A 21,153-nucleotide genomic window follows, 5' to 3' on the forward strand; every position below is an offset into this window, starting at 1 on the left:
CGTCACGGCCAGGCTGCGCTCCCCGCTGTCGGTCACGGCCGTGATGCGCGTTCCCCCCCGGCGGCAGCGAGGATCCCGCCACGGGGTCAGGGCGTGGCGTTCCGCGGTGCTGGCTCCCGGTGGCGGCGGGCCGCGCGGACCGACCCGATGACGGCGTAGCCGAGGCCCACGCCGAGGAGCAGCGCTACGGCCGCGGGCCAGTACGACCACGGGGTGAGCGGCACGTCGGAGGACCCCGTGCTCTCGGCGATCGCCATGGCCATGAACGGACCGGGCAGGGCGAGCGGGGCCCACCACGGATAGCGACCGCGGGGGGCGCGGCGGGTGGCGACGCACCACGCGGTGAACAGCACGGCCGAGGCGAGGGCCCAGACCAGCTCCGCCGTGCCCTCGACGACCCGGCCGTCCGGGTGGTCGACGGTCGGGGCGGAGACGCCGTCGACGCTCACCTCGGTGGCGGTGCGTCCGTCGAGCCCGGTGGTCACCTGGACCGGGTCGCCGTACTGCAGCCCCCAGAGGTGGGCCGGCAGCGCGGCGAAGCGGAGTGTCCGCTGCTCGTCGTCCGACTTCCTGCGCACCGTCAGCTCGGCGCCCGAGCCGCCGTCCGCGTCCGGGACGATCCGGACGGTCCGGTGCGGCTCCACCGCCCGGCACCCGCCCGGATCGACGGGCGGCACGACCGTGCAGGACGGCGCCGAGTCGTAGCGCCGGGCCGCGTCCACGTCGTCGAGCAGCCGGACCGTGAACAGCATGGTCAGGACCGCCGCGACCAGGGCGAGGACGCCCGGCAGGACGCCGCGAAGCCGCCGCGACAGGCGCTCGCGGCTCTCGTCGCCGATCCCGGAAGACCCGCCGGTGTGCTGCTCCCACCGAGCCAGGACCTGGGCGAGCTTCAACGCGAAGTGAGGGTCGGGGAAGACGGGGTTCGAGCTGATACCGGGCAGGGTCCGCCGGCGACCGCTCACCAGGGTGATCCGAACGCTGACGGCTTCCCCGTTCGGGCCGTGCTGCCGGCGCTCCGCAACCCGGCGGATCTCCCGCCACGGGTAGCTGCGCACCCGCCCGAAGCCCCGATGGATCCGGATGCCGTCCTCCCCGACCGCGGTCCAGCTGCGCCGCTGCACGGCCAGGAACGCGGCGAACAGCACGGCGACCACAGCGATGACCGACAGCGCGCCGACCGGCCCGATCCGCAGCACGGCCACCGCGGTCTGGAAGGCGATCACGACCAGGGTCCAGGCCGCCCGGCGCCGATCGGCTTTGAGGTCCCCACCCCTGAAACGAAGTTCGTTCACCGCGGCAGGGTACGCCCGTCCTCCGCCCGAACCCAGGGCTGGGACACCGGCTGATGCCGGCGTCCCGGGAGGGCGGCCCGGCTTCGAGTTCACCCGTGGCCTGCGGACGGGACCGGGCGGGCCCACCGCGACGCCGGAGCGACCGACGGGCCCGTCGTGAGCCGCGCCCGGGCGTCATCGGGGTACCGGTCGGTCGGCCGCCGCGGCGACGCCGGTGACGAGCGGGCCGTCCGCGGTCAGGGAGCGGATGCGCGGTATCGGCGAGGGGAGCAGCCAGAGCAGTGACAGTGCTCCCCCGGCGGCGGCTGTGATCAGCGTGGTCCGGAGACCGATGTGGGTGGCGAGCACGCCTCCGACGACGGCGCCGACGGGGCGTACGCCGTAGTTCACCGTGCTGTAGGCGCCGGCCACCCGGCTACGCATTCCGTCCGGAATCACCACGGCTTGCACGGAGTTGAGGTTGACGTCGAACAGCATCACGCCGATCCCGGCGAGGAACTCCGCGACTCCGAGCGCCCCTGCGCGGGCCCAGTCGGGGCCGCTCGCGGTGGCGGCGATGGCGATGGGGGCGGGGAAGAGCACGGCGCCCGCCGCGATGCTGCGCCCCACGCCGATCCGTCGTGAGACCTTCGGGGCCAGCACCGCACCCGTGAGGGCGCCGGTCGATCCGATGCCGAACGCCAGCCCGATGGTCCCGGCGGAGAGGCCGAGCACCCGGTCGGCGAACAGGACGGTCAAGCCGGTGCTCGACACGAAGGTGAAGAAGTTGAGGGTCGTCGCGCAGCCGAGGCTCGCCCGTAGGACCGGGTGACGGACGACGAAGAGCAGCCCCTCTCCGGCCCGTCGCAGCAGCGAAGGTCCTGTCGTCGTACGGGCGGCGTCGGCCGGCTCGTCGACCCGGATCGGCCCGAGCAGGGCGGCCGAGGCCACGAAGGACAGGGCATCGGCGATCAAGGCAACGGGTGCGCTCAGGAGTTGGACGAGGGCGCCGCCCACCGCGGGGCCGACGACGTGGGAGGCGGACCGGCCGGCGCTGAGCTTGCTGTTCGCGTCGACGTAGGACGAGCGTGGCACGAGGTGGGCGAAGAAGGGCGGGTAGGCGGTGTTGAACAGAACGGCGGCGGCGCCGGTCAGCAGTGCCACGGCGTACAGCTGGAGGAGCGTCACGGAGCCCGCGAGGTAGGCGACGGGCACGGTGAGCAGCACGCCCGCGCGGACCAGATCGGCGAGGATCATCAGGCGGCGCTTGTGGAGGCGGTGGTCGACCCAGGCGCCCAGCACGACGGCGAGGAGGTTCGGGGCCCAGACGAGCGCGGTCAACCATGCGACCTGGCCGGCCGAGGCGTGCAGTGCCGCCACGGCGATCAAGGGCAGCGCCAGTTCGGAGATCCGGTCGCCGAACTGCGACACCGACTGCCCCGTCCAGAAGCGGACGAAGCGTCGGTTCCGCCACAGTGATGCCGAAGGGTCCTTGTCCGGTAAGGAGTTCATGCCGTGCCGCCCGTCGGGTCGGCTGTCCTGTCGTCCGCCGGTTCGGCTGCCGTGTCGTTCGGCCGGTCGTCGGCCGCCTCCGGCAGGACGTAGCGCAGCAGCCGGACGCTGCGGCTGTCGTTCGGCCGTTGCGCAGGGTCGCGGGTGATGTAGGGCACGAGGACGCGCTCGATCGCGTTCTCGATGGCTGCGAGTTCCTCCGCGGAGACCACGATGCGGGTGTTGGCCAGCCCTGCCGGCTTGCGCCAGACCGGATCGAGTCCGGGTTCGGTTTCGGTCATCCACCGCTGCGGCAGGGTCGCGGAACGGGCGAACATCTCCCGGGACAGCACCCGTGCGGCGGACCGGCCCTCGTCGTCCTCCGGTGTCTCGAACCGGAAGCCCCGCGCCGCGGCCTCCCACCGCCGCTCGCGGCGGTCCGTTCCGGCCTCGGCGTCGCGGACCAGTCCGAAGCCGGCCAGGTGGCGCAGGTGCCAGCTGGTCACGGACGGGGTGGCTCCGACATCCGGTGACAACTGTGTGGCCGTTGCCGGCCCGTGCCGTTGCAGCCGTTCGAGGATCGCAAGCCGTACCGGATGTGCCAGGGCTCGCATGGCCTTCGGGTCGGTGATCTCGATGTCGCCAAGGCGGTTCTCATGCTCCATGGCGTGAGAGTGTTCTCTCATAATACGTGAGAGTCAACTCTCATGAATTGCCCGATGCGTCGAACTCCTCGGACTGTCCGGCCGGTTGACGGGAGGTGAGCCGGCCGCCCGGTACCTCCCAGGTGCCGCCGTCCGGGGTGGCGCCGTGCAGGCCGTCGAGGGTTCCGGGGCCGGTCAGGGCGGGCAGTCGGGGGTCGGCGAGGGAGGCGAACGCGACGGTGCGGGCCGGGTCGAAGCCGGTGGATCGGCGCAGGCGGCGGGCGAGGTGGGCGAAGCCGGGAACGGCGGCCGCGATCACCCAGGCGTCGGGGGTCTGGGCGGTCAGGCGGCGGGCGGGGCGCAGCCAGGAGGCGGCGTCCTCCGGCCAGTCCACCCGGGCGAGGACGGTGCCGCCGCGGGCCTGCCAGGCCTCGGCGAACGCGCTCGCGGCGGCGCGGGAGGCCACGTCGCGGCCGTGGCCGATCGTCACGGTTCGGACGTGGGGGGTGAGTTCCGTCAACAGGCGGATGAGGGAGGCGAGTTCGGCTTCGGTGTGCGGGGTCGCGGGGTGGTGGGGACGTTCCGGCGTGATGTCCATCGGGTGTACTCCTCGGGCAGGCAGACGGCGCAGGGGCGGTACCCGGCGGCGATGGCGGCGGGCTCGTCGGCGAAGAACACCCGGTGCGCGACGTCGTGCCCGCGGGCGACGGCCCGCCGGGCGGACGGGCAGTCGAGCCGCCCGTAGAGCCGGTTCCGGCGGTGTCCGCCGAGGGTGCCCCGCACGGCCCGGTCCGGTCAGGGTGGAGCCGGGCTGCGGTCGGCTCACCGGGAAGGTGGGGTCGGGTGTGGTCACGAGGCGTCGTGGAAGACGAGGCCGAGGGTGTGGCGTCGGCCGGAGCGGACGGTGCTCACGCCGTGCCGCATCGGTGCGGCCGACCAGCCCCGCTTGGTCGCGACGGGCCGGTCGCGGGTGGTGAACACCAGGCCGCGGCCCTGCGGGAGGGTGGTGGCGGAGCCGCGGGACTGGGCGCGGGGGCGCTGCTCGGTCATGAGGAACTCGCCGCCGGTGAAGTCGGTGCCGGGGGCGTCGAGGCCGATGACGACCTGCAGCGGGAAGAGCATGTCGCCGAACACGTCACGGTGCAGGGCGTTCCAGTCGCCGGGGCCGTAGCGCAGCAGGATCTGCGCGGACCTGGTCTGGCCCGCCGCGTGGCAGCTCGCCAGCCACGCGTCCAGGTCGTCGGGCCAGGGGGCGGGGGTCCGGAGTCTGGCGGCCCAGTCGCGCGCGACGGGCAGCAGGCGGGGGTAGAGGGCTTCGCGCAGTTCCCCGACGAGGGCGGGCAGGTCGTGCGTGAAGTAGCGGTACTGGCCGGAGCCGAAGCGGTGGCGGGCCATGTCCACGGTCGTGCGGAAGCGGTCGGGCCGGTCGTAGAGGGCGGTGACCGCCCGGCACTCGGCCGGGGTGAGGAGCGGGCCGGTGAGGGCGTGGCCGTACTCGTCGAGCTCGCGCGCCAGGGCTGCCCAGTCGGTGCCGTCGAGGCGGTCGGTGCCGTCAGGGCGGGCGGCGTGGCCGGTGCCGTCAGGGTGGGCGGCTGCCGGGGCGGTGTCGGTCATCGGGTCCGTCCTCGCTGGTCGGGAGCGTGTGCTCGCGACGATGCCGCACTCCGCGGACGGACACCGGCGGCATTCGGACGGTGCATTCGGACGGTGCGTGCGGACGGTGCGTTCCGGTGCGCCCGGGCCGACCGCACCCCGGCGGCGGCGCACCGCACCGCGGTGGTGCACCACACCCCGGCGGCGGCGCACCGCACCGCGCCACCGTCGGGGCGGGGACTCAGCCGAGGAGTGTGGCCACCAGCCGGTCGAGTGCCCGGATGTCCTCCGCGGGCAGGGCGCGCAGGGCGTCCGGCGGGGTGGTGAGGATGTCGATGGCGCGGGCGGCCTTCGTCGCGCCCTCCTCGGTGAGGTGGACCAGCTTGGAGCGGCGGTCGGCGGGGTTGGTGATGCGTTCGGCGAGGTCGCGCCGCACCAGGTCGTCCACGATGACGGTGGTGTACGGCGGGTCGGCGCCGAGCCGTTCGGCCAGCTCCCGCAAGGTGATCGGGCCGGCGGCGAGCCGGCGCAGCGCCCTGACCCGGCTGAAGCTCATGCCGAGGGCCTCGGAGACGGCCTTGCGGCGGTCGTAGCGTTCCAGCACGAGCGCGTTCATCCCCTGCCAGACCCGGGCCGCGATCCGGTCGTCGGCCTCGGTGGCTGCGGCAGTCCCGGCGGCCGGGTCGGTCTCGTCGCTCCTGTCGGTCCCGTCGCTCCCGCCGGTCCTGCCGGCTTCCGGGTGCCCGCCGGCGTCAAGGCGCTCCATCAGGCGTCCACCGTCTCCTTCGTCTCCCTGGTCCCCTCACCCGCCTCCTCGGCGGCGAGCCGCTCCGCTGTGCGTTCGGCGGTCGCCCGGGCCCAGCGGCCGGAAGTGAGCGTACCGGTGACCAGTACGGCGGCTCCGCAGCCGGCGATGATCCACCACGCGGTCCGCGCCGTGGCGGTGAACGTCGCGGGGTCGGTGTGGGCGGCGCCGGCGACCAGGGCGCCGATCACGGCCACGCCCAGGGACTGGCCGACCTGCCGGCTGGTGGAGGCGACGGCCGCCGCGACGCCGGCCTGGGAGCGGGGCATCCCGGAGACGGCGGTGTTGGTGATGGGCGCGTTGACCAGGCCGAATCCGGTGCCGAAGAGCAGGAAGGCGAGGACCAGCAGCCAGGTCGGCAGGTGCGTGGAGTAGCCGAGCGCCTGGAGTACGGCGCTCGCGCTCAGGGCCGTTCCGGCGAGTATCAGGGGTGTGCGCGGCCCCCGGGAGGCGACCATGCGTCCGGACAGCGGCGCGGTGAGCAGCGACATGACGGCCATCGGCAGCATGAACAGCCCGGCGTGCAGCGGGTCGAGCCCGCGGACGTCCTGGAGGTAGAGGGAGGTGAGGAAGAGGAAGCCGCCGAGGGCGGCGAAGGCGCCGATCGCGATGACGGTGGCACCGGCGAACGGCGCGGAGCGGAAGAAGCGCAGGTCGATCAGCGGGTCGGCGCGCCGGGGTTCGTGCCACAGGAGGGCGAGCAGTGCGGCCAGGGCCGCGGCCGTGCAGCCGAGGACGAGGGGCGAGGTCCAGCCGTGGTCCGGCGATTCGATGATCGCGTAGGTGAGTGCGGCGAGCAGGACGATGACGAGCAGCTGGCCGAGCGGGTCCGCCCGGCGGGCGCGGGCGGCCCGGGACTCGGGTATGTAGCGGCCGGTCAGGAAGAGGGCGGCCAGGCCGATCGGGACGTTGATCCAGAAGACCGCCCGCCAGCCGGCCGACTCCACCAGGGCGCCGCCGATGATCGGTCCGGCGGCCATGCTGATGCCCACGACGCCGCTCCACACGCCGATGGCGCGGGCGCGCCGGCGGGAGTCGGTGAAGGTGTTGGTGATGATCGACATGGCGACGGGGTTGAGCATCGACCCGCCGACGGCCTGGAGCATGCGGGCGGCGATCAGCCAGCCGAGCCCGGGGGCGAGGCTGCACAGCAGGGACGCCCCGGTGAAGACGATCAGTCCGATCCGGAAGACCCGGCGGCGGCCGATCCGGTCGGCGGTGGAGCCGGAGAGCATGAGGAACGAGGCCAGGACCAGGGTGTAGGCGTCGACCGTCCACTGGAGTCCGGAGACCGAGGTGTGCAGGTCGCGCCGGACGGCGGGCAGGGCCACGTTCAGGATGGTGATGTCGAGGCTGACGATCAGCAGGCTCATGCAGCAGATGGCGAGCACGAGCCAGGGCCGCGGTCGGGCGGCTTCGGGCATGACGGACGCTCCACAGGTATTTGTGTTGTTGTAATCATTGTGAGAGTACAACTAAATCGGCGATCGACACCAGCCCTTTCGGCGGACCTCGCCCCCGGTGCGCCGGCGGCTCATGTCATCATGTGAAGACATCAATTGGTGACTACATCGGGGAGAGTGTTCGATCGTGCACGCAGCGGACTTGCGGCAGCGGGCCCTGATGCCCGTCCTGGTGTTCCTCGGCACGGTCGTGGCCGTCATCAGCAGCCTCGGCGCGCCGCTGGTGCCGACGATCGCCGCCGTCGACCACGTCTCCCTCTCCGAGGCGCAGTGGTCACTGACCGTCACCATGCTGGTCGGGGCGGTCGCCACCCCGGTCATGGGACGGCTGGGCGACGGGCCCCGGCGCCGGGCCGTGATGCTCGGCGCCGTCGCCACCGTCCTGGTGGGCAGCGTGCTCGGCGCGCTCCCGCTCGGCTTCGAGTACCTGGTCGTCGGCCGGGCCCTGCAGGGCGTCGGACTCGGCCTGACCCCGCTCGCCATCGCCACCGCCCGTGACTGCCTCGCCGGCGAGCGCGCCCGCTCCGCCGTCGCCCTGCTCTCCATCACCACCGTGGCCGGCGTGGGCCTCGGCTATCCCCTCACCGGACTGCTCGCCCAGTCCTTCGGCCTGCACGCCGGCTTCTGGTTCGGCGCGACCATCAGCGCCGCCGCCCTCGCCGCCGGGGCGCTGGTGCTGCCCGCCGCCGCCGCCGACCGCCGGCCCGCGCCGCTGGACGCGCTCGGCGCCGTCCTGCTCGGCCTCGGCCTCAGCGGCGTGCTGCTCGTCCTCAGCGAGGGGGAGAACTGGGGCTGGACCGCCCCCGGCCTGCTCGCCCTCGCCGTCGGCGCCGTCCTGCTGCTGGCCTGGTGGGTCCACCACGAACTGCGCACCGCCCACCCGCTGGTCGACCTGCGCTCGCTGCGCAACCGCGTGGTGCTCACGGCCGACGTCGCCGGGCTCGTCGCCGGCGTCGGGATGTACCTGCTGATGTCGCTGCTGACGCGGTTCGTGCAGACCCCGAGCTCCGCCGGCTACGGCTTCGGCGCCACGGTCACCGTCGCGGGCCTCGTCCTGCTGCCCTTCTCGGTGACCAGCGTGCTGTCCAGCAAGGTCGTTCCGGTCCTGGCCCGGCGCACCTCCCCGGCGCTGGTGCTCCCCATCGGCTGCGGACTGTCGCTGCTGTCGATGCTGTTCTTCCTGACCGCCCACGACCGGCTCTGGGAAGCGTTCGCGGTGCTGGCGATCGCCGGACTGGGCGTCGGCTGCACCTTCGCCGTGATGCCCGGACTCATCGTCGGCGCGGTGCCCGCCGACCAGACCGGCAGCGCCGTCGCCTTCAACCAGGTGCTGCGCTACGTCGGCTACTCCACCGGCAGCGCGCTCAGCGCCGCCGTGCTGCAGGCCCACACCGCACCCGGACACGTCCTGCCCTCCGGCGACGGCTACCGCGTGGCCACCCTGATCGGCTGCGCGGTGTGGGTACTGGTCGCGGTGATTACCATCGTCCTGCCGCGGCACCGTGCCGCGACCGGCCCCGGCGTGACCGTTCCCGGCGTGACCGTTCCCGGCGTGACCGCCCCGGGCGTGACAGCCCCCGGCGTGACCACCGCGGCGGGCGGCCGGCCGTCGGGGCGGACCGTGGACGAGGAGCAGCCGGTGAACGAGAGCACGACCGTGGCCACCCCGGGCGGGAGCACCCCGCCGGGACGCGACAGCGGAGCGCGCACGTGACCCGGCCCCCCGACCGGGCACGCCGACGGGACGCGGCCCGCAGCCGCGAGGAACTGCTGAACGCGGCCGGCGAACTCTTCGCCGAACGCGGATTCGAACGCACCACCACCCGGGAGATCGGCGAACGCGCCGGCGTCGACCCGGCCCTGATCGCCCGCTACTTCGGCGGCAAGACCCAGCTCTACCTCGCCACCGTCCAGGCCGAACACGGCGACGAGACCCCCGCCGACCTGCTCGACCCCGAGCGGCTCGGCGACCTGCTCGAACGCTTCCGGCGTCGCACCAGCCCGATCCTGCAGATCGTCATGCTGCCCTCCGACGACGCCTCCGTCCGGGAGGCCGCGCAGGCGCACCTGTACCGGCGGCTGGTCGACCCGCTGCGCGAACGCTTCGAACGCGAAGGCCTCGACCGCCCCGAACTGCGCGCGGAACTCGCCGTCGCGGCGTTCGGCGGCGTGATCCTCGCCCGCTCCGCCGGCGCACTCGACCACCTCGCCGGGGCGCAGCCCGCCGAGGTGATCGACCTGCTCCACGAGCTGCTGAGCGCGGCAGGCGGGCACGCGCCGCCCGCCGACGCACCGCCGTTCGGCGACTGAGGGACGGGACCCGGGGCGCGGCCGGGACCGTCCCGTCGGACGTCCGGGTCGTCCGGGTCGTCCGGGTCCTCCGGCCGTCCGTGTCGTCCGGCTACCGGGTCGATCGGTCGCTGAGTCGCTGAGTCGCTGAGTCGCTGAGTCGCTGGGTGTTTCCGCAGGTCAGGGTGGTGACAGGGACTGAAGTGACTGAGATTCGGGATTGGGTGCGCGTTCTGCCCTCGTCCTTCGCCACTGGACCTTGACCGGTTGCCGCCCGACCCCGCCCAACGCCAGTGTGTGCCGGCGAAGTCTGATCGCCGCAGGTCACCGGCATCCGGCTGCACAATGCCTCGGCCGGTCCTTCGCCGGCCATTGGCAAGGAGGACAATCGGCCCATGAGCTTTCTGCAGGAGAAGGTGGAGCGGAACGATCTGATCAGAGTGGTGATCACTGGTTCGCCCGCCCCGCAGCAGTTCACCGCGATCGTCGAAGAGGTGTACTCGGCACGGGTCTTCGAGGGCAACGCGGGATCGGAGATCCGCTTCGTCGGCAAACCGACTCACTGGGGCCAGCGGTCACTCGCCGTGGGCCAACGCGCTCTCCTCTTCATCAGCCGTATCTCCGGCAGGTGGTACGAGGACGCCTGGGAGGGCGATCTTCCCATCGAGGAGATCGACGGCTCCGAGTACGCGCTCTACCGGGTCGCTCATGAGAGTGTCCTCACCTTCGACGGGCTGTCCGACTCCCTCAGGGCCGGCTGCCGACCGCACCCCACCCTGCCGATCACCACGTGTTTCAACCTCGCCGCGTTGGAGTGTCATCTGAACGGCCTCATCAAGCAGGCCCTGCTGTAGACGAGCGGACTGGGCGCGGATCCTGCTGGCGGCGGAGATCGTCTTCGTCAGTGACCTCGTGGGCTCGGGGACCGAGTGGTCCACGACCACGGGGTTCGCCGACGAGGCGACGATCAGGATGCTGAGGTCGATCCAGCGGAAGCTGGGCGGCACCGTCCGTCCCTACTACGGCACGTCCCCGAGCGAGTAGCGGCAGGGGGGCGGCGCAGGGCCCCCGACTCGATGCCTCCGGCCGTTCGCACCCTCCGGCGTGGCCCTGCGTGCCGGCACCGACAGCGGCACCGGCGCCCGCGCAGGGTGCCCGGGAGCGACTCAGTCGCTCAGTCGCTCGGTGTTTTCGCAGGTCAGGGCGGTGGCAGGGACTGAAGCGACTGAGTTCCGGGATTGGTCCCACGTTCTGCCCGCGTGCTGTTCCGCCGGTGCGCCGGTCCGCCGGGACCTCGCTGCCTCGGACCGCCGCGACGCCCTCGTCGGCCGACGGGCGGCGACCGGCGGCTTCGGTGTCGGTGCCCGGTCGGCCGGGCACCGGGGCCGTCAACGCTCGGGCACGTCGTCACCCGATCCGGGAGCCCCGTGGCCATCGGCCGCCCCCGGGCGCGGAAGCCCGCGCCGCCCGTGCCGGTGCTGGGCGTCGGGGAGCCGGGAACGGGGGGAGTCCGTCGCCCGTCACCCGATCGGTGGGTGCCCGTATCCGAGTGCCCGTCGGCCGCGTTGGTACGGCACCAGTCGGTAGGCCGGCACACGACTGCTCTGGTACCACCCGACGACGACAGCGGCAGAAGAGGGCGGCATGCTCCAGATCTCAGTCGAGGACTCCGAGATCGGCCCCGGCGAGGCCCACCGGTGGCACCTGGTCCCCCTGACCGGCGCCGACGGGCCCGCCCCGCGCCGGATGACCGGTTACAACCAGGCGAAACATTTCACCGTCGCCCAGCACGCGCAGAGCGTCGACGAACCGATCCGCTCCTACGTGGCGTCCAGCTTCGAACTCACCGGCCGGGTGGACCTGGACGCGCTGGCCGCCGCGCTGCTCCACCTGGTGCGGCGTCACGAGGTGCTCCGGGCGGTCTACCAGCCGCTGGGCGGGGACCTGGGCTGTGAGGTCCTCGACGCCGAGGAGGTGGCCGTCAAGCACGTCTACGCCGGCCCGCTGGAGACGCCCGAGGAGGTCACCCGCCACCTCCAGGAGGCGTTCGGGGAGGTGGACACGCTCTCCTGGCCGCTGATCACGATGGGCGCGGTGGTGCGCGCGGAGTCGACCACCGTCTGGTTCTCCTGCGACCACCTGGTCACCGACGGCCTCTCCAGCGCGATCGCGGTCAACGACATCGCCACGGCCTACCGGAGCCTCACGGCCGCCGACACCGGGCGCGGTGACGCCGACAGCGGTGACACCGGGAGCGGCGACGCCGACAGCCGTGACACCGGGAGCGGCGAAACCCCCGCCGCGCCCCGGCAGCCGGGCAGCTACCTGGAGTTCAGCCGCGCCCAGCGCCGGGCCAACCGGGCGATGCGCGCCGACGACGCGCGGCTGGACTACTGGCGGGCGTTCCGCGACCGCAACGGCGGCCTCTTCCCGGCCTTCCCGCTCGACCTCGGGGTCCGGCCCGGCCGGCTGTACGCGCCGGTCGCGAGCACCGAACGGCTGCTGACGGCCCGGCAGATCGAGGAGTTCGGCGCAGCCTGCCGGGCCCGCGGCGGGCGGCTGTCCATGGGGCTGCTCGCCGGCCTGGCGATCGCCCTGCGGCAGGAGGGCGGGCCCGCGGTGTACCGCGGGCTGGTGCCGGTCAACGAGCGCGGCCGGGGCGACTACGCGGAGTCGATGGGGTGGTTCATCAACACCCTGCCGATCGAGTTCCCGGTCGGGCCGCAGGCGGGTTTCGGCGAGGTGCTGGCCGCCGCGCAGGACGCCTACGGGCAGATGCAGGCCCACGCCGGGGTGCACTTCGTGAAGGCGTGGCGGCTGCTCGCCCCCGCCGAGTACGCGCGGCTGCACTACTGGCCGCACGCGGTGAACTTCTTCTCCTACATCGACTTCCGCCGGCTGCCCGGTGCCGGGCAGCACACCGCGCAGCGGGCCCGGCTGCACGTCTGGGTCTCCGGCTGCAACGGCGTCCTGCACTGGCTGCACCGCACCGACGAGGGCCTGTTCGTCAACACCATCCACGTCGACACCGCGCAGGCCCGGGCCACCAACCGGGCGCTGCTCGACGGCTTCACCCGCTGCCTCACCGAGGCCTCCTGACGCCTCCGGACGCTGCGACGACCGGCCGCTGAAACCTTCCGCCAGTGCCGCTTCGGCGCAGGCGCAGGCGCAGGCGCAGGCGTGGACGCGGACGTGGACGCGGACGCCGGGTCCGGCGTCCCGTCCCGGCCCGGCGGCTACGCGCCGAGGTGGTGCAGGACGGCCAGGACGCGGCGGTTGTGGTCGGTGGTACGCGGCAGGTCCAGCTTGTCGAAGACGGCGTTGAGGTTCTTCTCCACCGCGCTCAGCGAGATGTGCAGCCGCTGCGCGACGGCGGTGTTCGTCCAGCCCTCGGCGAGCGCCTCCAGGACGCTGCGCTCCCGCGGGGTGAGCCGGGCCAGCGGGTCGACGCGGGTGGTGTGCACCACCAGCCGGCGGACCACCTCCGGGTCGATCGCCGTGCCGCCCGCCGCGACCCGCTCCAGGGCGTCCAGGAACTCCTCGACCTCGGCGACCCGGTCCTTCAGCAGGTAGCCGACCCGCTCCGCGCCTGCCTCCAACAGCCGGGCCGCGTAGCCGCGTTCGACGTGCTGGGACAGCACCAGCACGCCCACCTCCGGCCACTGCTCGCGGATCTGCACCGCCGCCCGCAGCCCCTCGTCGGTGTGCGTCGGCGGCATCCGGATGTCCACCACCACGACGTCCGGGGGCTGTTCGGCCACGGCCGCGGTCAGCGACGTCGCGTCGCCGACCGCGGCCAGCACCTCGTGCCCCTCCTCGGCGAGCAGCCGGACCAGCCCCTCCCGCAGCAGGGTCGAGTCCTCGGCGAGGGTCACGCGCATGGCAGCTCCGCGGTGATGACGGTCGGGCCCCCGGCGGGGCTGTGGACGTGGAGGGTGCCGTCCAGTGCGGCGACCCGACCGCGCAGCCCGGTCAGGCCGCTGCCCGCCGGGTCCGCGCCGCCGTCGCCGTCGTCCTCGACCCGGACGGTGAGCAGCGGGCCCGCCCCGTACAGCCGGGCCGAGACCGCCGAGGCGCCGGAGTGCTTGGCGGCGTTGGTGACGCACTCGGACACCACGAAGTAGGCTGCTGTGCGCACCGGTTCGGGCAGGGGGGCGGGCACCTCGTAGTGCAGCCGCAGTGGGATGGCGCACCGCTCGGCGACCCCGCCCAGCGCCTCCTCCAGCCCCAGGGTGTCCAGCGCCGACGGGTAGGCCCGCCAGGCGACCTCGCGCAGCTCGGTCAGCACCTCCCGCGCCTCCCGGTGCGCCTGGTGCAGCAGTTCCCCGGTCCGCTCCGGGTCCCGGCCGCGCCGGGCCCGTCCGAGCAGCATCGCCAGCGCCACCACCCGCTGCTGGACGCCGTCGTGCAGGTCCCGCTCGATCCGCCGCCGTTCCGCGTCCACCGCCCGCACCACCGCGGCCCGGCTGTCGGCGAGTTCGGCGATCCGGCGGCGCAGCAGCTCCGCCTCGGACGGCCCGAAGCACTCCCGCGCCGTCCGGGCGTCCAGCGCGGCGAGCGAGAACAGGCCCTGCACGGCGAGGAACAGCAGCACCCCGCCGAGCAGCACCTGGGTCGCCAGTTCCTCCCAGCCGAGCGAGCCGCGCGCCACCCCGCCGGCCAGCAGCACGGCCAGCCCCGCGCCGAACACCAGCAGGCCCAGGACGACCCCGGTGAGCAGCCCGGTGCCGCTGCGCACCGCGAGGTAGCGCAGCAGCCTGCGGTCGTCCGCGCGGTAGTGCCGGGGGAAGCGGTCCCCGAAGAACGCGCCGCGCCGGGCCCGTTCCAGGCCGGAAAGGCGGCGCACCCCGGAGAGCAGGCTCCGCTCCGCGTACGGGCGGGTGCGCGGCCAGAGCAGGAAGGGGCCGAGGGCGACGCCGGCGGACAGCAGGTACAGCGCGGCGAGTGCGGCGCTCGGGCAGCCGAGCAGCATTCCGGTGGCGCGGCGCTGCCATGACGCGGTGTCTGTTCCGTCCCCCTGCACGGGGTCCGAGTCTACGGGCCCGGCCGGTGCGTCCGTCGGGCTGCTCGTCGGACTGGGCAAGCGACTCGGCAGAAGGCCGGGCAACGGACCGGTCAACGGGCGCGGCGGTGCTGGGCGGTGGTGTGACGCCCGCGCCACCGCAGCACGACGTACCCGGCCACGGCCACCAGGACGACCACCAGGACCGCCTTCGAGAACAGGCCGACGTACGTCTCCACCGCGTCCCAGCGGTCCCCGAGCAGGAAGCCGGCCATCACCAGCACGCTGTTCCAGACCAGGCTGCCGAGCGTGGTCAGCATGACGAACGCGGGCAGCGGCATCCGCTCGACCCCGGCCGGGACGGAGATCAGGCTGCGGAAGATCGGCACCATCCGGCCCAGCAGCACCGCCTTCGTCCCGTGCCGGGCGAACCACGCCTCGGTGCGCTCCAGGTCGGTGGCCTTGACCAGTGGCAGCCGGGCCCAGATCGCGTGCATCCGCTCCCGGCCGAACAGGGCGCCCAGCCAGTAGAGGACGACGGCGCCGGCGACCGAGCCGAGGGTGGTCCAGGTCAGGGCGGAGGCGAGGCTGATCACGCCCTGTCCGGCGGCGAAGCCCGTCAGCGGCAGGATCACCTCGCTGGGCAGCGGCGGGAACAGGTTCTCCAGGGCGATCGCCAGGCCGGCGCCGGGGCCGCCCAGGGTGTCGACCAGGTGGGCGGCCCACCCGGCGAACCCGTCGGCGGGCTGTGCGGCGGCGAGGACGGCGTGGGGCATGACGGGCTCCCTGACGGTTGTGTCGGAGCGCTGCTGCGCTCAGGTACCGTCCACGCTAGAAACCGCTGGTCAGCGGCGGTATGCGGGTTTCCGGCGAACCGTATGCGGGTTTCCGGCGAACCGTCTGCGGGTTTCCGCACCCCGTGCCCTGCGGTTTCCCGCAGGGGACGGGCGGGGTGTCAGCTGGGGCGGGGGGTGGCCAGCGTGCCGTTGACGACGACCCGGAACATCCAGGCCAGCCGGTCCTCGGGCGCCCCGGACACCAGGTCGTCGCCGAGGGCGGCGATCCTCGGGTGGGTGGCGGCGGGGGCCGCGCGCAGGGCTTCGCCGAGTGCGTGGTGCTCCGCCTCGGCCTCGGGGTCGGCGTCCCGGGCGGACTGCTCGGCGGCGGTCGCGGTGGCGGTCAGCAGCAGGACGTCCACGCCCCAGGCCGCCTGGGCGTCCGGCACGCCGCCCTCCTGGAGCAGGGTGAGGAGTGCCTCGACGAGGGCCAGGTAGTGGGGACCGGACGGCCGGGCCACCAGGGCGGCGTGGGCGAGCGCCGGGTGCCGGAACAGCACCGCGGTGCAGGAGTCGAGGACCTGCGCCAGCCGCTCGCGCCAGTCCCCGGCCGCCGTCACCGGGGAGAGGTCGACCTGGCCGAGGTACTCCTCCAGGATCGCGGCGTGCAGTTCCGCGGTGTTTGCCACGTACACGTAGAGCGAGGCCGGCCCGGTGTCCAGCTCCTGCGCCAGCCGGCGCATCGTCACTCGCTGCAGCCCCTCCGCCTCCAGGATCCGGACCGCGGCGGCGACGATCGCCCGGTGGCTCAGCGCGGGCTTGGCCGGCCGCTCGCGGCGGCTGCGCGGGTGCGCGGGGGAGGGGGCCGGGGAGGGGGCGGCGGAGGGGGTGGCGGAGGGCGAACCGGTCATGCCCGACAGCGTAGCGATCGTGTTCGTGACGAACTAGTTCGCGGGTGCAGGTGCAGGTGCGGGTGCGGGTGCGGGTGCGGCGGTAGGCGTGGTGGTGGGCGTGGTGGTGGGCGTGGCGGTAGGTGTGGGCTCGGGCGCGGGGCCGGCGAACAGCTCCGCCAGACCCCGCAGGCCGTCCGGCCCGAACATCAGCTGCAGGCTCGCCGCGGATTCGGCGGCCGATACCTCGGAGCGCGGGAACAGCGCGTCCTCGTAGGCGGCCAGGGCGGCTTCCGGGTCGCCCGGGTGGCGGGCGAGGGCCAGGCCCAGTTCGGCCCCGTCGAGCATGGCGAGGTTGGCGCCCTCCCCGGCGAACGGGGACATCAGGTGCGCGGCGTCGCCGAGCAGGGTCACCCCGGGTACGCGCTCCCAGCGGTGGCCGACCGGCAGGGCGTGGATCCGGCGCGGCACCAGGGCGCCGTCGGCGTCGGCGACCAGGGCGCGCAGGTCGTCGGCCCAACCGTCGAAGTGGGCGAGCACGGCCGCCTTGGTGGCGGTGCGGTCCTCGGCGTCGACGGAGTCCAGCCACTCCTCACCCACCCGCAGGGCGGTGTAGACGTGGATGCTCCGGTCGCCCTCGCGGTGCGCGAGGAAGCCGCGGTCCTCGGCGACGGAGAGGAAGAACCCGCCGCCCACCAGGGCGGCCACCGCCGGGTGTCGGGTGTCGACCTCGTGCAGGTCGGCCTCCAGGAAGGAGATGCCGGTGTAGACGGGCCGCGCCCGGGACAGCAGCGGCCGGATCCGCGACCACGCGCCGTCCGCGCCGACCAGCAGGTCGGTGGTGATCGCCGTCCCGTCCGCGAAGGCGACCTCGTGCCGGCCGTCGCCGAGCGCCCGGACGCCGACCGCTTTGCGCCCCCAGTGGACGGTGCCGGCGGGCAGTGAGCCCAGCAGCAGCGCCCGCAGGTCGCCGCGGTCGACCTCGGGGCGGCCGCCGGTGCCGTCGTCCTCCTGCTCCAGCCGGACGACGCCGTCCGGCCCGACCAGCCGCACCGCCTCGCCGCCCTCGTGGACCAGCTGCCGGAACCGCTCGTGCAGCCCGGCGGCCCGCAGCGCCTGCTGGCCGGAGTCCTCGTGGATGTCGAGCAGGCCGCCCTGGGTGCGGGCCTCGGGGGAGGGCTCCAGGTCGAAGACGGCGGCCGGGACGCCGTGGACGTGCAGGACGCGGGCGAGGGTGAGGCCGCCGAGCCCGGCTCCGATGACGGCGACGGGGTGGTGCTGGGTGCTCATGGTTCGCTCCTCGTGGTGCTCGGGGGTCGGTCCGGTTCTTCCTCCACGGTAACGAACATGTTCGTAACGAACAAGTTCGTTCGGCGCACGTCCGGGCCGTGACGGCGCGGGGCGGGCGCGTAGGGTGCCGGGATGATGACGATGCCGGAGGAGTTCGCGCGCAGCACCGTCGAACGTGAGGGGGAGGCCGGGGCGCGGTGGATCGCGGCGTTGCCCGGGACCGTGGAGGACTTGCTGGGGAGCTGGGCCTGCGTGCCGGACGGCGAGGTCATGCACGGGGGCGTCGGTGTCGTCGTCCCGGTGCGCCGGCGGGGCGGGGAGAGCGCCGTGCTGAAGGTGTCGTTCCCACACCCGGGGAACGTCCACGAGCCGGACGCGTTCGTGGCGTGGGCCGGGCGCGGCGCCGTCCTGATGCACGAACGCGACGACGAGCGGTACGCGATGCTGCTGGAGCGGGCGGAGCCCGTGACCCTGGCGGAGGTCGAGGACGGCGACGAGCTGGTGGCGGTCGCCGGGCGGCTCAACCGCCGCCTGGCCGTCCCCGCGCCGCCCGGCCTGCCCCGGCTGCGCGATCAGGCCGCGGCATGGGAGGAGCAACTGCGCGCGGACGCCGAGGCGTTGGCGCACCCCTTGCCGGGCCGCGTGCTGGACGCGGCGGTGGCGACCGTCCGGGAACTGGGCCGGACCCAGCCGGACACCCTCGTCCACGGTGACCTCCACGCGCGGAACATCCTGCGCGCCGGCCGCGAACCGTGGCTCGCCGTCGACCCCAAGGGGTACGCCGGGGATCCCGCCTACGACGGCGGCACCCTGCTGAAGTCCCGCGCGCTGACGCTCCTCGACGCGGACGACCCGCGCCGGGCCGTCCACCGCATCCTGGACGTGTTCGCCGAGACGGCCGAACTCGACCGCGAACGGGTCCAGTGCTGGGCCCAGTTCCATGCCGTCCAGGCGGCGTTCTGGGGCCGCCGCCACGGCTTCCGCGTCGCCCGCAGCGGACCGCGACTGGACTGGCTCACCCGATTCGCGGACCGGTTGGCGGAGTTGCTCACCGTGCGGTAGTCCGCGGGGCAGTGCCGGCCCGCCCGCCGTCGGCCCGCCCGCCGTCGGGTCGGGCGACGTCAGGTCCGGCGGGCGTGGGAGGCGAGGCGGTCGGCGAACGCGGCGACGAGGGTGCGCAGTTCCTCGGGGCGTTCGATGACGAAGGGACGGTCGATGGCGGCGAGGACCGGCGGCAGCCAGTCGAGCCGCTCGGCCCGCAGCGCGACGCGCGTCCAGCCCTCGGTCGTACCGTCGCCGCCCGTTCCCGTTCCCGTTCCCGTCCTGGCCCCCGCCCCAGCTCCTGGTTCCGCCCGTGGTCCCGGTTCGGGCGCGGGTTCGGAATCCTCCAGGGTCGCGACGCTCCCGGGGAGGTGGACGCGGATCCGCTCGGCCGTGGCCCGGATCCGCACCACCACCTCGTGCCGGTACCCGGCCGTGGCGAACCCCGAGAGCACCCGCTGGGCCGGGTCCGGTCCGGCGGGTGCGTCGAAGGTGCCCGGCTGGGCCCGGGCGCCCGTGATGCGGTCGAGCCGGAAGGTCCGGTCCTCGCCGATCCCTGGGTCCTCGCCGGTGACGTACCACCGGCCGCCGTGGGCGACGATGCCGTACGGGTGCAGCGTGCGTTCGGTGGTGCTGCCGTTGCGGTCGGTGTACCGGACGGCGACGGGGCGGCGGTGGCGCACCGCGTCGGCGAGGGTGAGCAGGACCTCGGCCTCCGGCGCGACGGCGGTGTCGGGCCGGTCGGGGTGGCCGGTCAGGTCGGGGCGGCCGGCCCGGTCGGTCAGGTCGGTCCGACCGGTGAAGGAGAGGGAGTCCAGCAGGGCGTCGAGGCGGCGGGCGACGTGCCGGGGCAGCACCCGCCGGATCTTGGCCGCCGCGGTCTCGGCCGCCGTGCGCTGGGCGGTCGCCAGACCCGTCCGGGGGCCGGCGACCAGTCCGAGCAGCACGGCCAGCGCCTCGTCGTCGTCGAGCATCAGCGGGGGCAGGCGGTACCCGGGGGAGAGCCGGTAGCCGCCGTACCGGCCGCGCACCGACTCCACGGGCACGTCGAGGTCGACCAGGTGGCCCACGTAGCGCCGCACGGTGCGCCCGTCGACGCCGAGGCGGTCGGCGAGTTCGGCGACGGTCCGGGTACCGCCCGCCTGCAGCAGTTCCAGGAGGGTCAGCACGCGGCCGGTGGGTCGGGACACGGTTCACAGCCTAGGGCGAATAGTGGACCGGTTCTGTCCACTATTCCTCCTAGTCTGCGGAGCGCACGGCCGCACCGGCTGCGGTCGGCTCCGCACACCCGAGGAGAATCACCATGGACTTCGTTTCGATCCGCGTCATCACCGGCGACGTCGCGCGCCTGGTCGGCTTCTACGAACGGGCCCTGGGGGTGCGGGCGGAGTGGGCCACCGAGGACTTCGCCGAACTGCGGACCACGGGCGCCACGCTCGCGATCGCCGGCGTCCGCACCGTCCCGCTGTTCGCCCCGGGCTCGGCCGCCCCGGCGGCCAACCGCAGTGTGATCACCGAGTTCCTCGTCGACGACGTCGACCGCCTCCACCGGGACCTGACCGGGTTCGTCACGGACTTCGTCACGGAGCCCACCACGATGCCCTGGGGCAACCGCTCGCTGCTGCTCCGCGACCCCGACGGCAACCTCGTCAACTTCTTCACCCCCGTCACCCCGGCCGCCGTCGCCAAGTTCACCCGCTGACGGGGCGGTCCCCGGTGCGGGCCGAGGGGCCGGTGCCCGCGGGGCAGCCGATCTCCGCGATGTCCTCGGCCAGGTCCGCGAGGGTGAGCTCAGGGTTCAGCGCGGACACGAGTGCCCGGCTGAGCGGCCGCAGGGCGTACAGGTCGCGCACCGCCCCCAGGTCCACGGGGACCTCGTAGCCGTCCTCGGCGAAACGCCGGAACGCCTCCGGTGAGCGCTCGACCAGGAGCTCGAACAGGGCCGTCGCCCCGTCGGGGTCGGCGTGGCCGGCCGGGAAGCCGATCACGCCGTGCTGCCGGCGGTCGTCCGCCGCACCCCGCCACAGGCAGGCCGTCACGACGGGGACGCCGTGCTCGTCGGTGAACGCCGGCTCCTCGACGAAGGGCCGGAAGACCGCCGGGACGTCGTCGATCACGCCCGGCCAGGGCTCGCCGTCGTTGCCGTACGGGCTCGTCGGGGCCTCGTGGCCGAAGCCGCGCACGTAGGTGCCGGCCGTGGAGAACACGACGGCGTACTCGTCCCCCGACCCGTTGCGCATCGACGCCATCTCCTCGTCGTCGGCCCAGGCCGCGTCGAAGGAGTGGTACCGGCCCGCCCAGTCGGGGCTCAGGATCGCGTCGAGCATCGCCGGCGAGCGGCACAGGCCCGCAGGCGGGCGATGGAGGGGAGCCGGCGGGCCACGTCATGGACGGTCATGCGCCCATCCAAGCCGCTACCCCTGACAACCGGACCCCGGAGCCGGGCGGGTGGACCGGCGGCGGTCGGGGGCGCGAGCGCGCCGGTGCACCGGTGCCCGGTTCGCCGGCACACCCGCGCCGGGGCGTGGGATGAGGATGGGCCCGCCGGCTGACGGGCAGTCTGGTCGCACGGCCCGCCGGAGCACCCCCCGGGCC

22 protein-coding genes are annotated in these 21,153 nt (G+C 74.2%); 7 read left to right on the forward strand and 15 right to left on the reverse strand.

Annotation, left to right across the window (positions count from 1 at the left end):
- Positions 1 to 86 precede the first annotated feature (86 nt).
- The 8 genes from ACFV0O_RS01300 to ACFV0O_RS01335 all read right to left on the reverse strand — a co-directional run bounded on the left by ACFV0O_RS01300 (position 87) and on the right by ACFV0O_RS01335 (position 7,231).
- Positions 87 to 1,295, reverse strand: coding sequence for a hypothetical protein (locus ACFV0O_RS01300; protein WP_380334637.1), 1,209 nt, complete (start codon positions 1,293 to 1,295; stop codon positions 87 to 89).
- Between the two features lie 174 nt (positions 1,296 to 1,469).
- On the reverse strand, positions 1,470 to 2,786 hold the full coding sequence (locus ACFV0O_RS01305; RefSeq protein ID WP_380334640.1) for an MFS transporter: 1,317 nt from the start codon (positions 2,784 to 2,786) through the stop codon (positions 1,470 to 1,472).
- The gene (locus tag ACFV0O_RS01310; protein WP_380334643.1) at positions 2,783 to 3,430 is read right to left on the reverse strand and encodes an ArsR/SmtB family transcription factor; all 648 of its coding nucleotides are present in this window, start codon (positions 3,428 to 3,430) and stop codon (positions 2,783 to 2,785) included. Before ACFV0O_RS01310 ends, ACFV0O_RS01305 begins: the two co-directional genes overlap by 4 nt.
- Positions 3,431 to 3,470: 40 nt before the next feature.
- Positions 3,471 to 4,007 (reverse strand): ABC transporter substrate-binding protein, encoded by a 537-nt coding sequence (locus tag ACFV0O_RS01315; protein ID WP_380334646.1) that lies wholly within the window; start codon positions 4,005 to 4,007, stop codon positions 3,471 to 3,473.
- Positions 3,926 to 4,192: an Ada metal-binding domain-containing protein gene (locus ACFV0O_RS01320; RefSeq protein ID WP_380334647.1), complete on the reverse strand. Its 267-nt coding sequence runs from the start codon at positions 4,190 to 4,192 to the stop codon at positions 3,926 to 3,928. The genes ACFV0O_RS01315 and ACFV0O_RS01320 overlap by 82 nt, the downstream gene beginning before the upstream one ends.
- A 66-nt stretch (positions 4,193 to 4,258) precedes the next feature.
- Entirely contained in the window at positions 4,259 to 5,023 is a 765-nt protein-coding gene (locus ACFV0O_RS01325) for a 2OG-Fe(II) oxygenase (protein WP_380334650.1), read from the reverse strand.
- Positions 5,024 to 5,243: 220 nt separating this feature from the next.
- Positions 5,244 to 5,768 (reverse strand): MarR family winged helix-turn-helix transcriptional regulator, encoded by a 525-nt coding sequence (locus ACFV0O_RS01330; RefSeq protein WP_380334656.1) that lies wholly within the window; start codon positions 5,766 to 5,768, stop codon positions 5,244 to 5,246.
- Positions 5,768 to 7,231, reverse strand: a complete 1,464-nt coding sequence (locus ACFV0O_RS01335) for an MFS transporter (protein WP_380334659.1) — start codon at positions 7,229 to 7,231, stop codon at positions 5,768 to 5,770. Before ACFV0O_RS01335 ends, ACFV0O_RS01330 begins: the two co-directional genes overlap by 1 nt.
- A 166-nt stretch (positions 7,232 to 7,397) precedes the next feature.
- Between ACFV0O_RS01335 and ACFV0O_RS01340 the strand changes: the two genes are divergently transcribed.
- From ACFV0O_RS01340 to ACFV0O_RS01360, 5 genes are all read left to right on the forward strand, one after another.
- Positions 7,398 to 8,984 (forward strand): MFS transporter, encoded by a 1,587-nt coding sequence (locus ACFV0O_RS01340; RefSeq protein WP_380334662.1) that lies wholly within the window; start codon positions 7,398 to 7,400, stop codon positions 8,982 to 8,984.
- The gene (locus ACFV0O_RS01345; RefSeq protein WP_380334665.1) at positions 8,981 to 9,580 is read left to right on the forward strand and encodes a TetR/AcrR family transcriptional regulator; all 600 of its coding nucleotides are present in this window, start codon (positions 8,981 to 8,983) and stop codon (positions 9,578 to 9,580) included. Before ACFV0O_RS01340 ends, ACFV0O_RS01345 begins: the two co-directional genes overlap by 4 nt.
- 374 nt (positions 9,581 to 9,954) lie before the next feature.
- Positions 9,955 to 10,413, forward strand: a complete 459-nt coding sequence (locus ACFV0O_RS01350; RefSeq protein WP_380334667.1) for a hypothetical protein — start codon at positions 9,955 to 9,957, stop codon at positions 10,411 to 10,413.
- Positions 10,414 to 10,471: 58 nt separating this feature from the next.
- On the forward strand, positions 10,472 to 10,603 hold the full coding sequence (locus ACFV0O_RS01355; protein ID WP_380334670.1) for a hypothetical protein: 132 nt from the start codon (positions 10,472 to 10,474) through the stop codon (positions 10,601 to 10,603).
- Between the two features lie 600 nt (positions 10,604 to 11,203).
- The gene (locus ACFV0O_RS01360) at positions 11,204 to 12,658 is read left to right on the forward strand and encodes a condensation domain-containing protein (RefSeq protein WP_380334673.1); all 1,455 of its coding nucleotides are present in this window, start codon (positions 11,204 to 11,206) and stop codon (positions 12,656 to 12,658) included.
- Positions 12,659 to 12,795: 137 nt separating this feature from the next.
- Here the strand turns inward: ACFV0O_RS01360 and ACFV0O_RS01365 are convergent, their stop codons facing one another.
- The 5 genes from ACFV0O_RS01365 to ACFV0O_RS01385 all read right to left on the reverse strand — a co-directional run bounded on the left by ACFV0O_RS01365 (position 12,796) and on the right by ACFV0O_RS01385 (position 17,517).
- Positions 12,796 to 13,440 (reverse strand): response regulator transcription factor, encoded by a 645-nt coding sequence (locus ACFV0O_RS01365; protein WP_360256103.1) that lies wholly within the window; start codon positions 13,438 to 13,440, stop codon positions 12,796 to 12,798.
- The gene (locus tag ACFV0O_RS01370; protein ID WP_380334676.1) at positions 13,431 to 14,582 is read right to left on the reverse strand and encodes a sensor histidine kinase; all 1,152 of its coding nucleotides are present in this window, start codon (positions 14,580 to 14,582) and stop codon (positions 13,431 to 13,433) included. Before ACFV0O_RS01370 ends, ACFV0O_RS01365 begins: the two co-directional genes overlap by 10 nt.
- 92 nt (positions 14,583 to 14,674) lie before the next feature.
- Positions 14,675 to 15,337 (reverse strand): DedA family protein, encoded by a 663-nt coding sequence (locus ACFV0O_RS01375; RefSeq protein WP_380334679.1) that lies wholly within the window; start codon positions 15,335 to 15,337, stop codon positions 14,675 to 14,677.
- 179 nt (positions 15,338 to 15,516) lie between these two features.
- Entirely contained in the window at positions 15,517 to 16,248 is a 732-nt protein-coding gene (locus ACFV0O_RS01380; protein ID WP_380334682.1) for a TetR/AcrR family transcriptional regulator, read from the reverse strand.
- A 33-nt stretch (positions 16,249 to 16,281) separates the two neighbouring features.
- Complete coding sequence (locus ACFV0O_RS01385) at positions 16,282 to 17,517, reverse strand: FAD-dependent oxidoreductase (RefSeq protein WP_380334685.1); 1,236 nt, start codon at positions 17,515 to 17,517, stop codon at positions 16,282 to 16,284.
- Between the two features lie 132 nt (positions 17,518 to 17,649).
- Here ACFV0O_RS01385 and ACFV0O_RS01390 point away from each other — a divergent pair, with 132 nt between their 5' ends.
- Complete coding sequence (locus ACFV0O_RS01390; RefSeq protein WP_380334687.1) at positions 17,650 to 18,579, forward strand: aminoglycoside phosphotransferase family protein; 930 nt, start codon at positions 17,650 to 17,652, stop codon at positions 18,577 to 18,579.
- A gap of 59 nt (positions 18,580 to 18,638) precedes the next feature.
- On the opposite strand, the gene ACFV0O_RS01395 is transcribed toward ACFV0O_RS01390, so the two are convergent.
- On the reverse strand, positions 18,639 to 19,748 hold the full coding sequence (locus tag ACFV0O_RS01395) for a helix-turn-helix transcriptional regulator (protein WP_380334689.1): 1,110 nt from the start codon (positions 19,746 to 19,748) through the stop codon (positions 18,639 to 18,641).
- A 113-nt stretch (positions 19,749 to 19,861) separates the two neighbouring features.
- On the opposite strand from ACFV0O_RS01395, the gene ACFV0O_RS01400 reads away from it, so the two are divergent.
- Positions 19,862 to 20,260, forward strand: coding sequence for a VOC family protein (locus ACFV0O_RS01400; protein ID WP_360256090.1), 399 nt, complete (start codon positions 19,862 to 19,864; stop codon positions 20,258 to 20,260).
- Here the strand turns inward: ACFV0O_RS01400 and ACFV0O_RS01405 are convergent.
- Positions 20,250 to 20,885: a hypothetical protein gene (locus ACFV0O_RS01405; protein ID WP_380334692.1), complete on the reverse strand. Its 636-nt coding sequence runs from the start codon at positions 20,883 to 20,885 to the stop codon at positions 20,250 to 20,252. The two genes, ACFV0O_RS01400 and ACFV0O_RS01405, sit on opposite strands and share 11 nt — an antisense overlap.
- Positions 20,886 to 21,153: the final 268 nt, after the last annotated feature.

This window comes from Kitasatospora sp. NPDC059577 (assembly GCF_042735475.1).
Lineage (GTDB): Bacteria > Actinomycetota > Actinomycetes > Streptomycetales > Streptomycetaceae > Kitasatospora.

Bases quoted from the DNA above. Each gene is read 5' to 3' on its own strand.
- ACFV0O_RS01360 (WP_380334673.1), top strand. From the start codon at position 11,204: ATGCTCCAGATCTCAGTCGAGGACTCCGAGATCGGCCCCGGCGAGGCC.
- ACFV0O_RS01325 (WP_380334650.1), bottom strand. From the start codon at position 5,023: ATGACCGACACCGCCCCGGCAGCCGCCCACCCTGACGGCACCGGCCAC.
- ACFV0O_RS01350 (WP_380334667.1), top strand. From the start codon at position 9,955: ATGAGCTTTCTGCAGGAGAAGGTGGAGCGGAACGATCTGATCAGAGTG.
- ACFV0O_RS01400 (WP_360256090.1), top strand. From the start codon at position 19,862: ATGGACTTCGTTTCGATCCGCGTCATCACCGGCGACGTCGCGCGCCTG.
- ACFV0O_RS01365 (WP_360256103.1), bottom strand. From the start codon at position 13,440: ATGCGCGTGACCCTCGCCGAGGACTCGACCCTGCTGCGGGAGGGGCTG.
- ACFV0O_RS01405 (WP_380334692.1), bottom strand. From the start codon at position 20,885: ATGCTCGACGCGATCCTGAGCCCCGACTGGGCGGGCCGGTACCACTCC.
- ACFV0O_RS01390 (WP_380334687.1), top strand. From the start codon at position 17,650: ATGATGACGATGCCGGAGGAGTTCGCGCGCAGCACCGTCGAACGTGAG.
- ACFV0O_RS01315 (WP_380334646.1), bottom strand. From the start codon at position 4,007: ATGGACATCACGCCGGAACGTCCCCACCACCCCGCGACCCCGCACACC.
- ACFV0O_RS01335 (WP_380334659.1), bottom strand. From the start codon at position 7,231: ATGCCCGAAGCCGCCCGACCGCGGCCCTGGCTCGTGCTCGCCATCTGC.
- ACFV0O_RS01385 (WP_380334685.1), bottom strand. From the start codon at position 17,517: ATGAGCACCCAGCACCACCCCGTCGCCGTCATCGGAGCCGGGCTCGGC.
- ACFV0O_RS01380 (WP_380334682.1), bottom strand. From the start codon at position 16,248: ATGACCGGTTCGCCCTCCGCCACCCCCTCCGCCGCCCCCTCCCCGGCC.
- ACFV0O_RS01305 (WP_380334640.1), bottom strand. From the start codon at position 2,786: ATGAACTCCTTACCGGACAAGGACCCTTCGGCATCACTGTGGCGGAAC.
- ACFV0O_RS01310 (WP_380334643.1), bottom strand. From the start codon at position 3,430: ATGGAGCATGAGAACCGCCTTGGCGACATCGAGATCACCGACCCGAAG.
- ACFV0O_RS01375 (WP_380334679.1), bottom strand. From the start codon at position 15,337: ATGCCCCACGCCGTCCTCGCCGCCGCACAGCCCGCCGACGGGTTCGCC.
- ACFV0O_RS01330 (WP_380334656.1), bottom strand. From the start codon at position 5,768: ATGGAGCGCCTTGACGCCGGCGGGCACCCGGAAGCCGGCAGGACCGGC.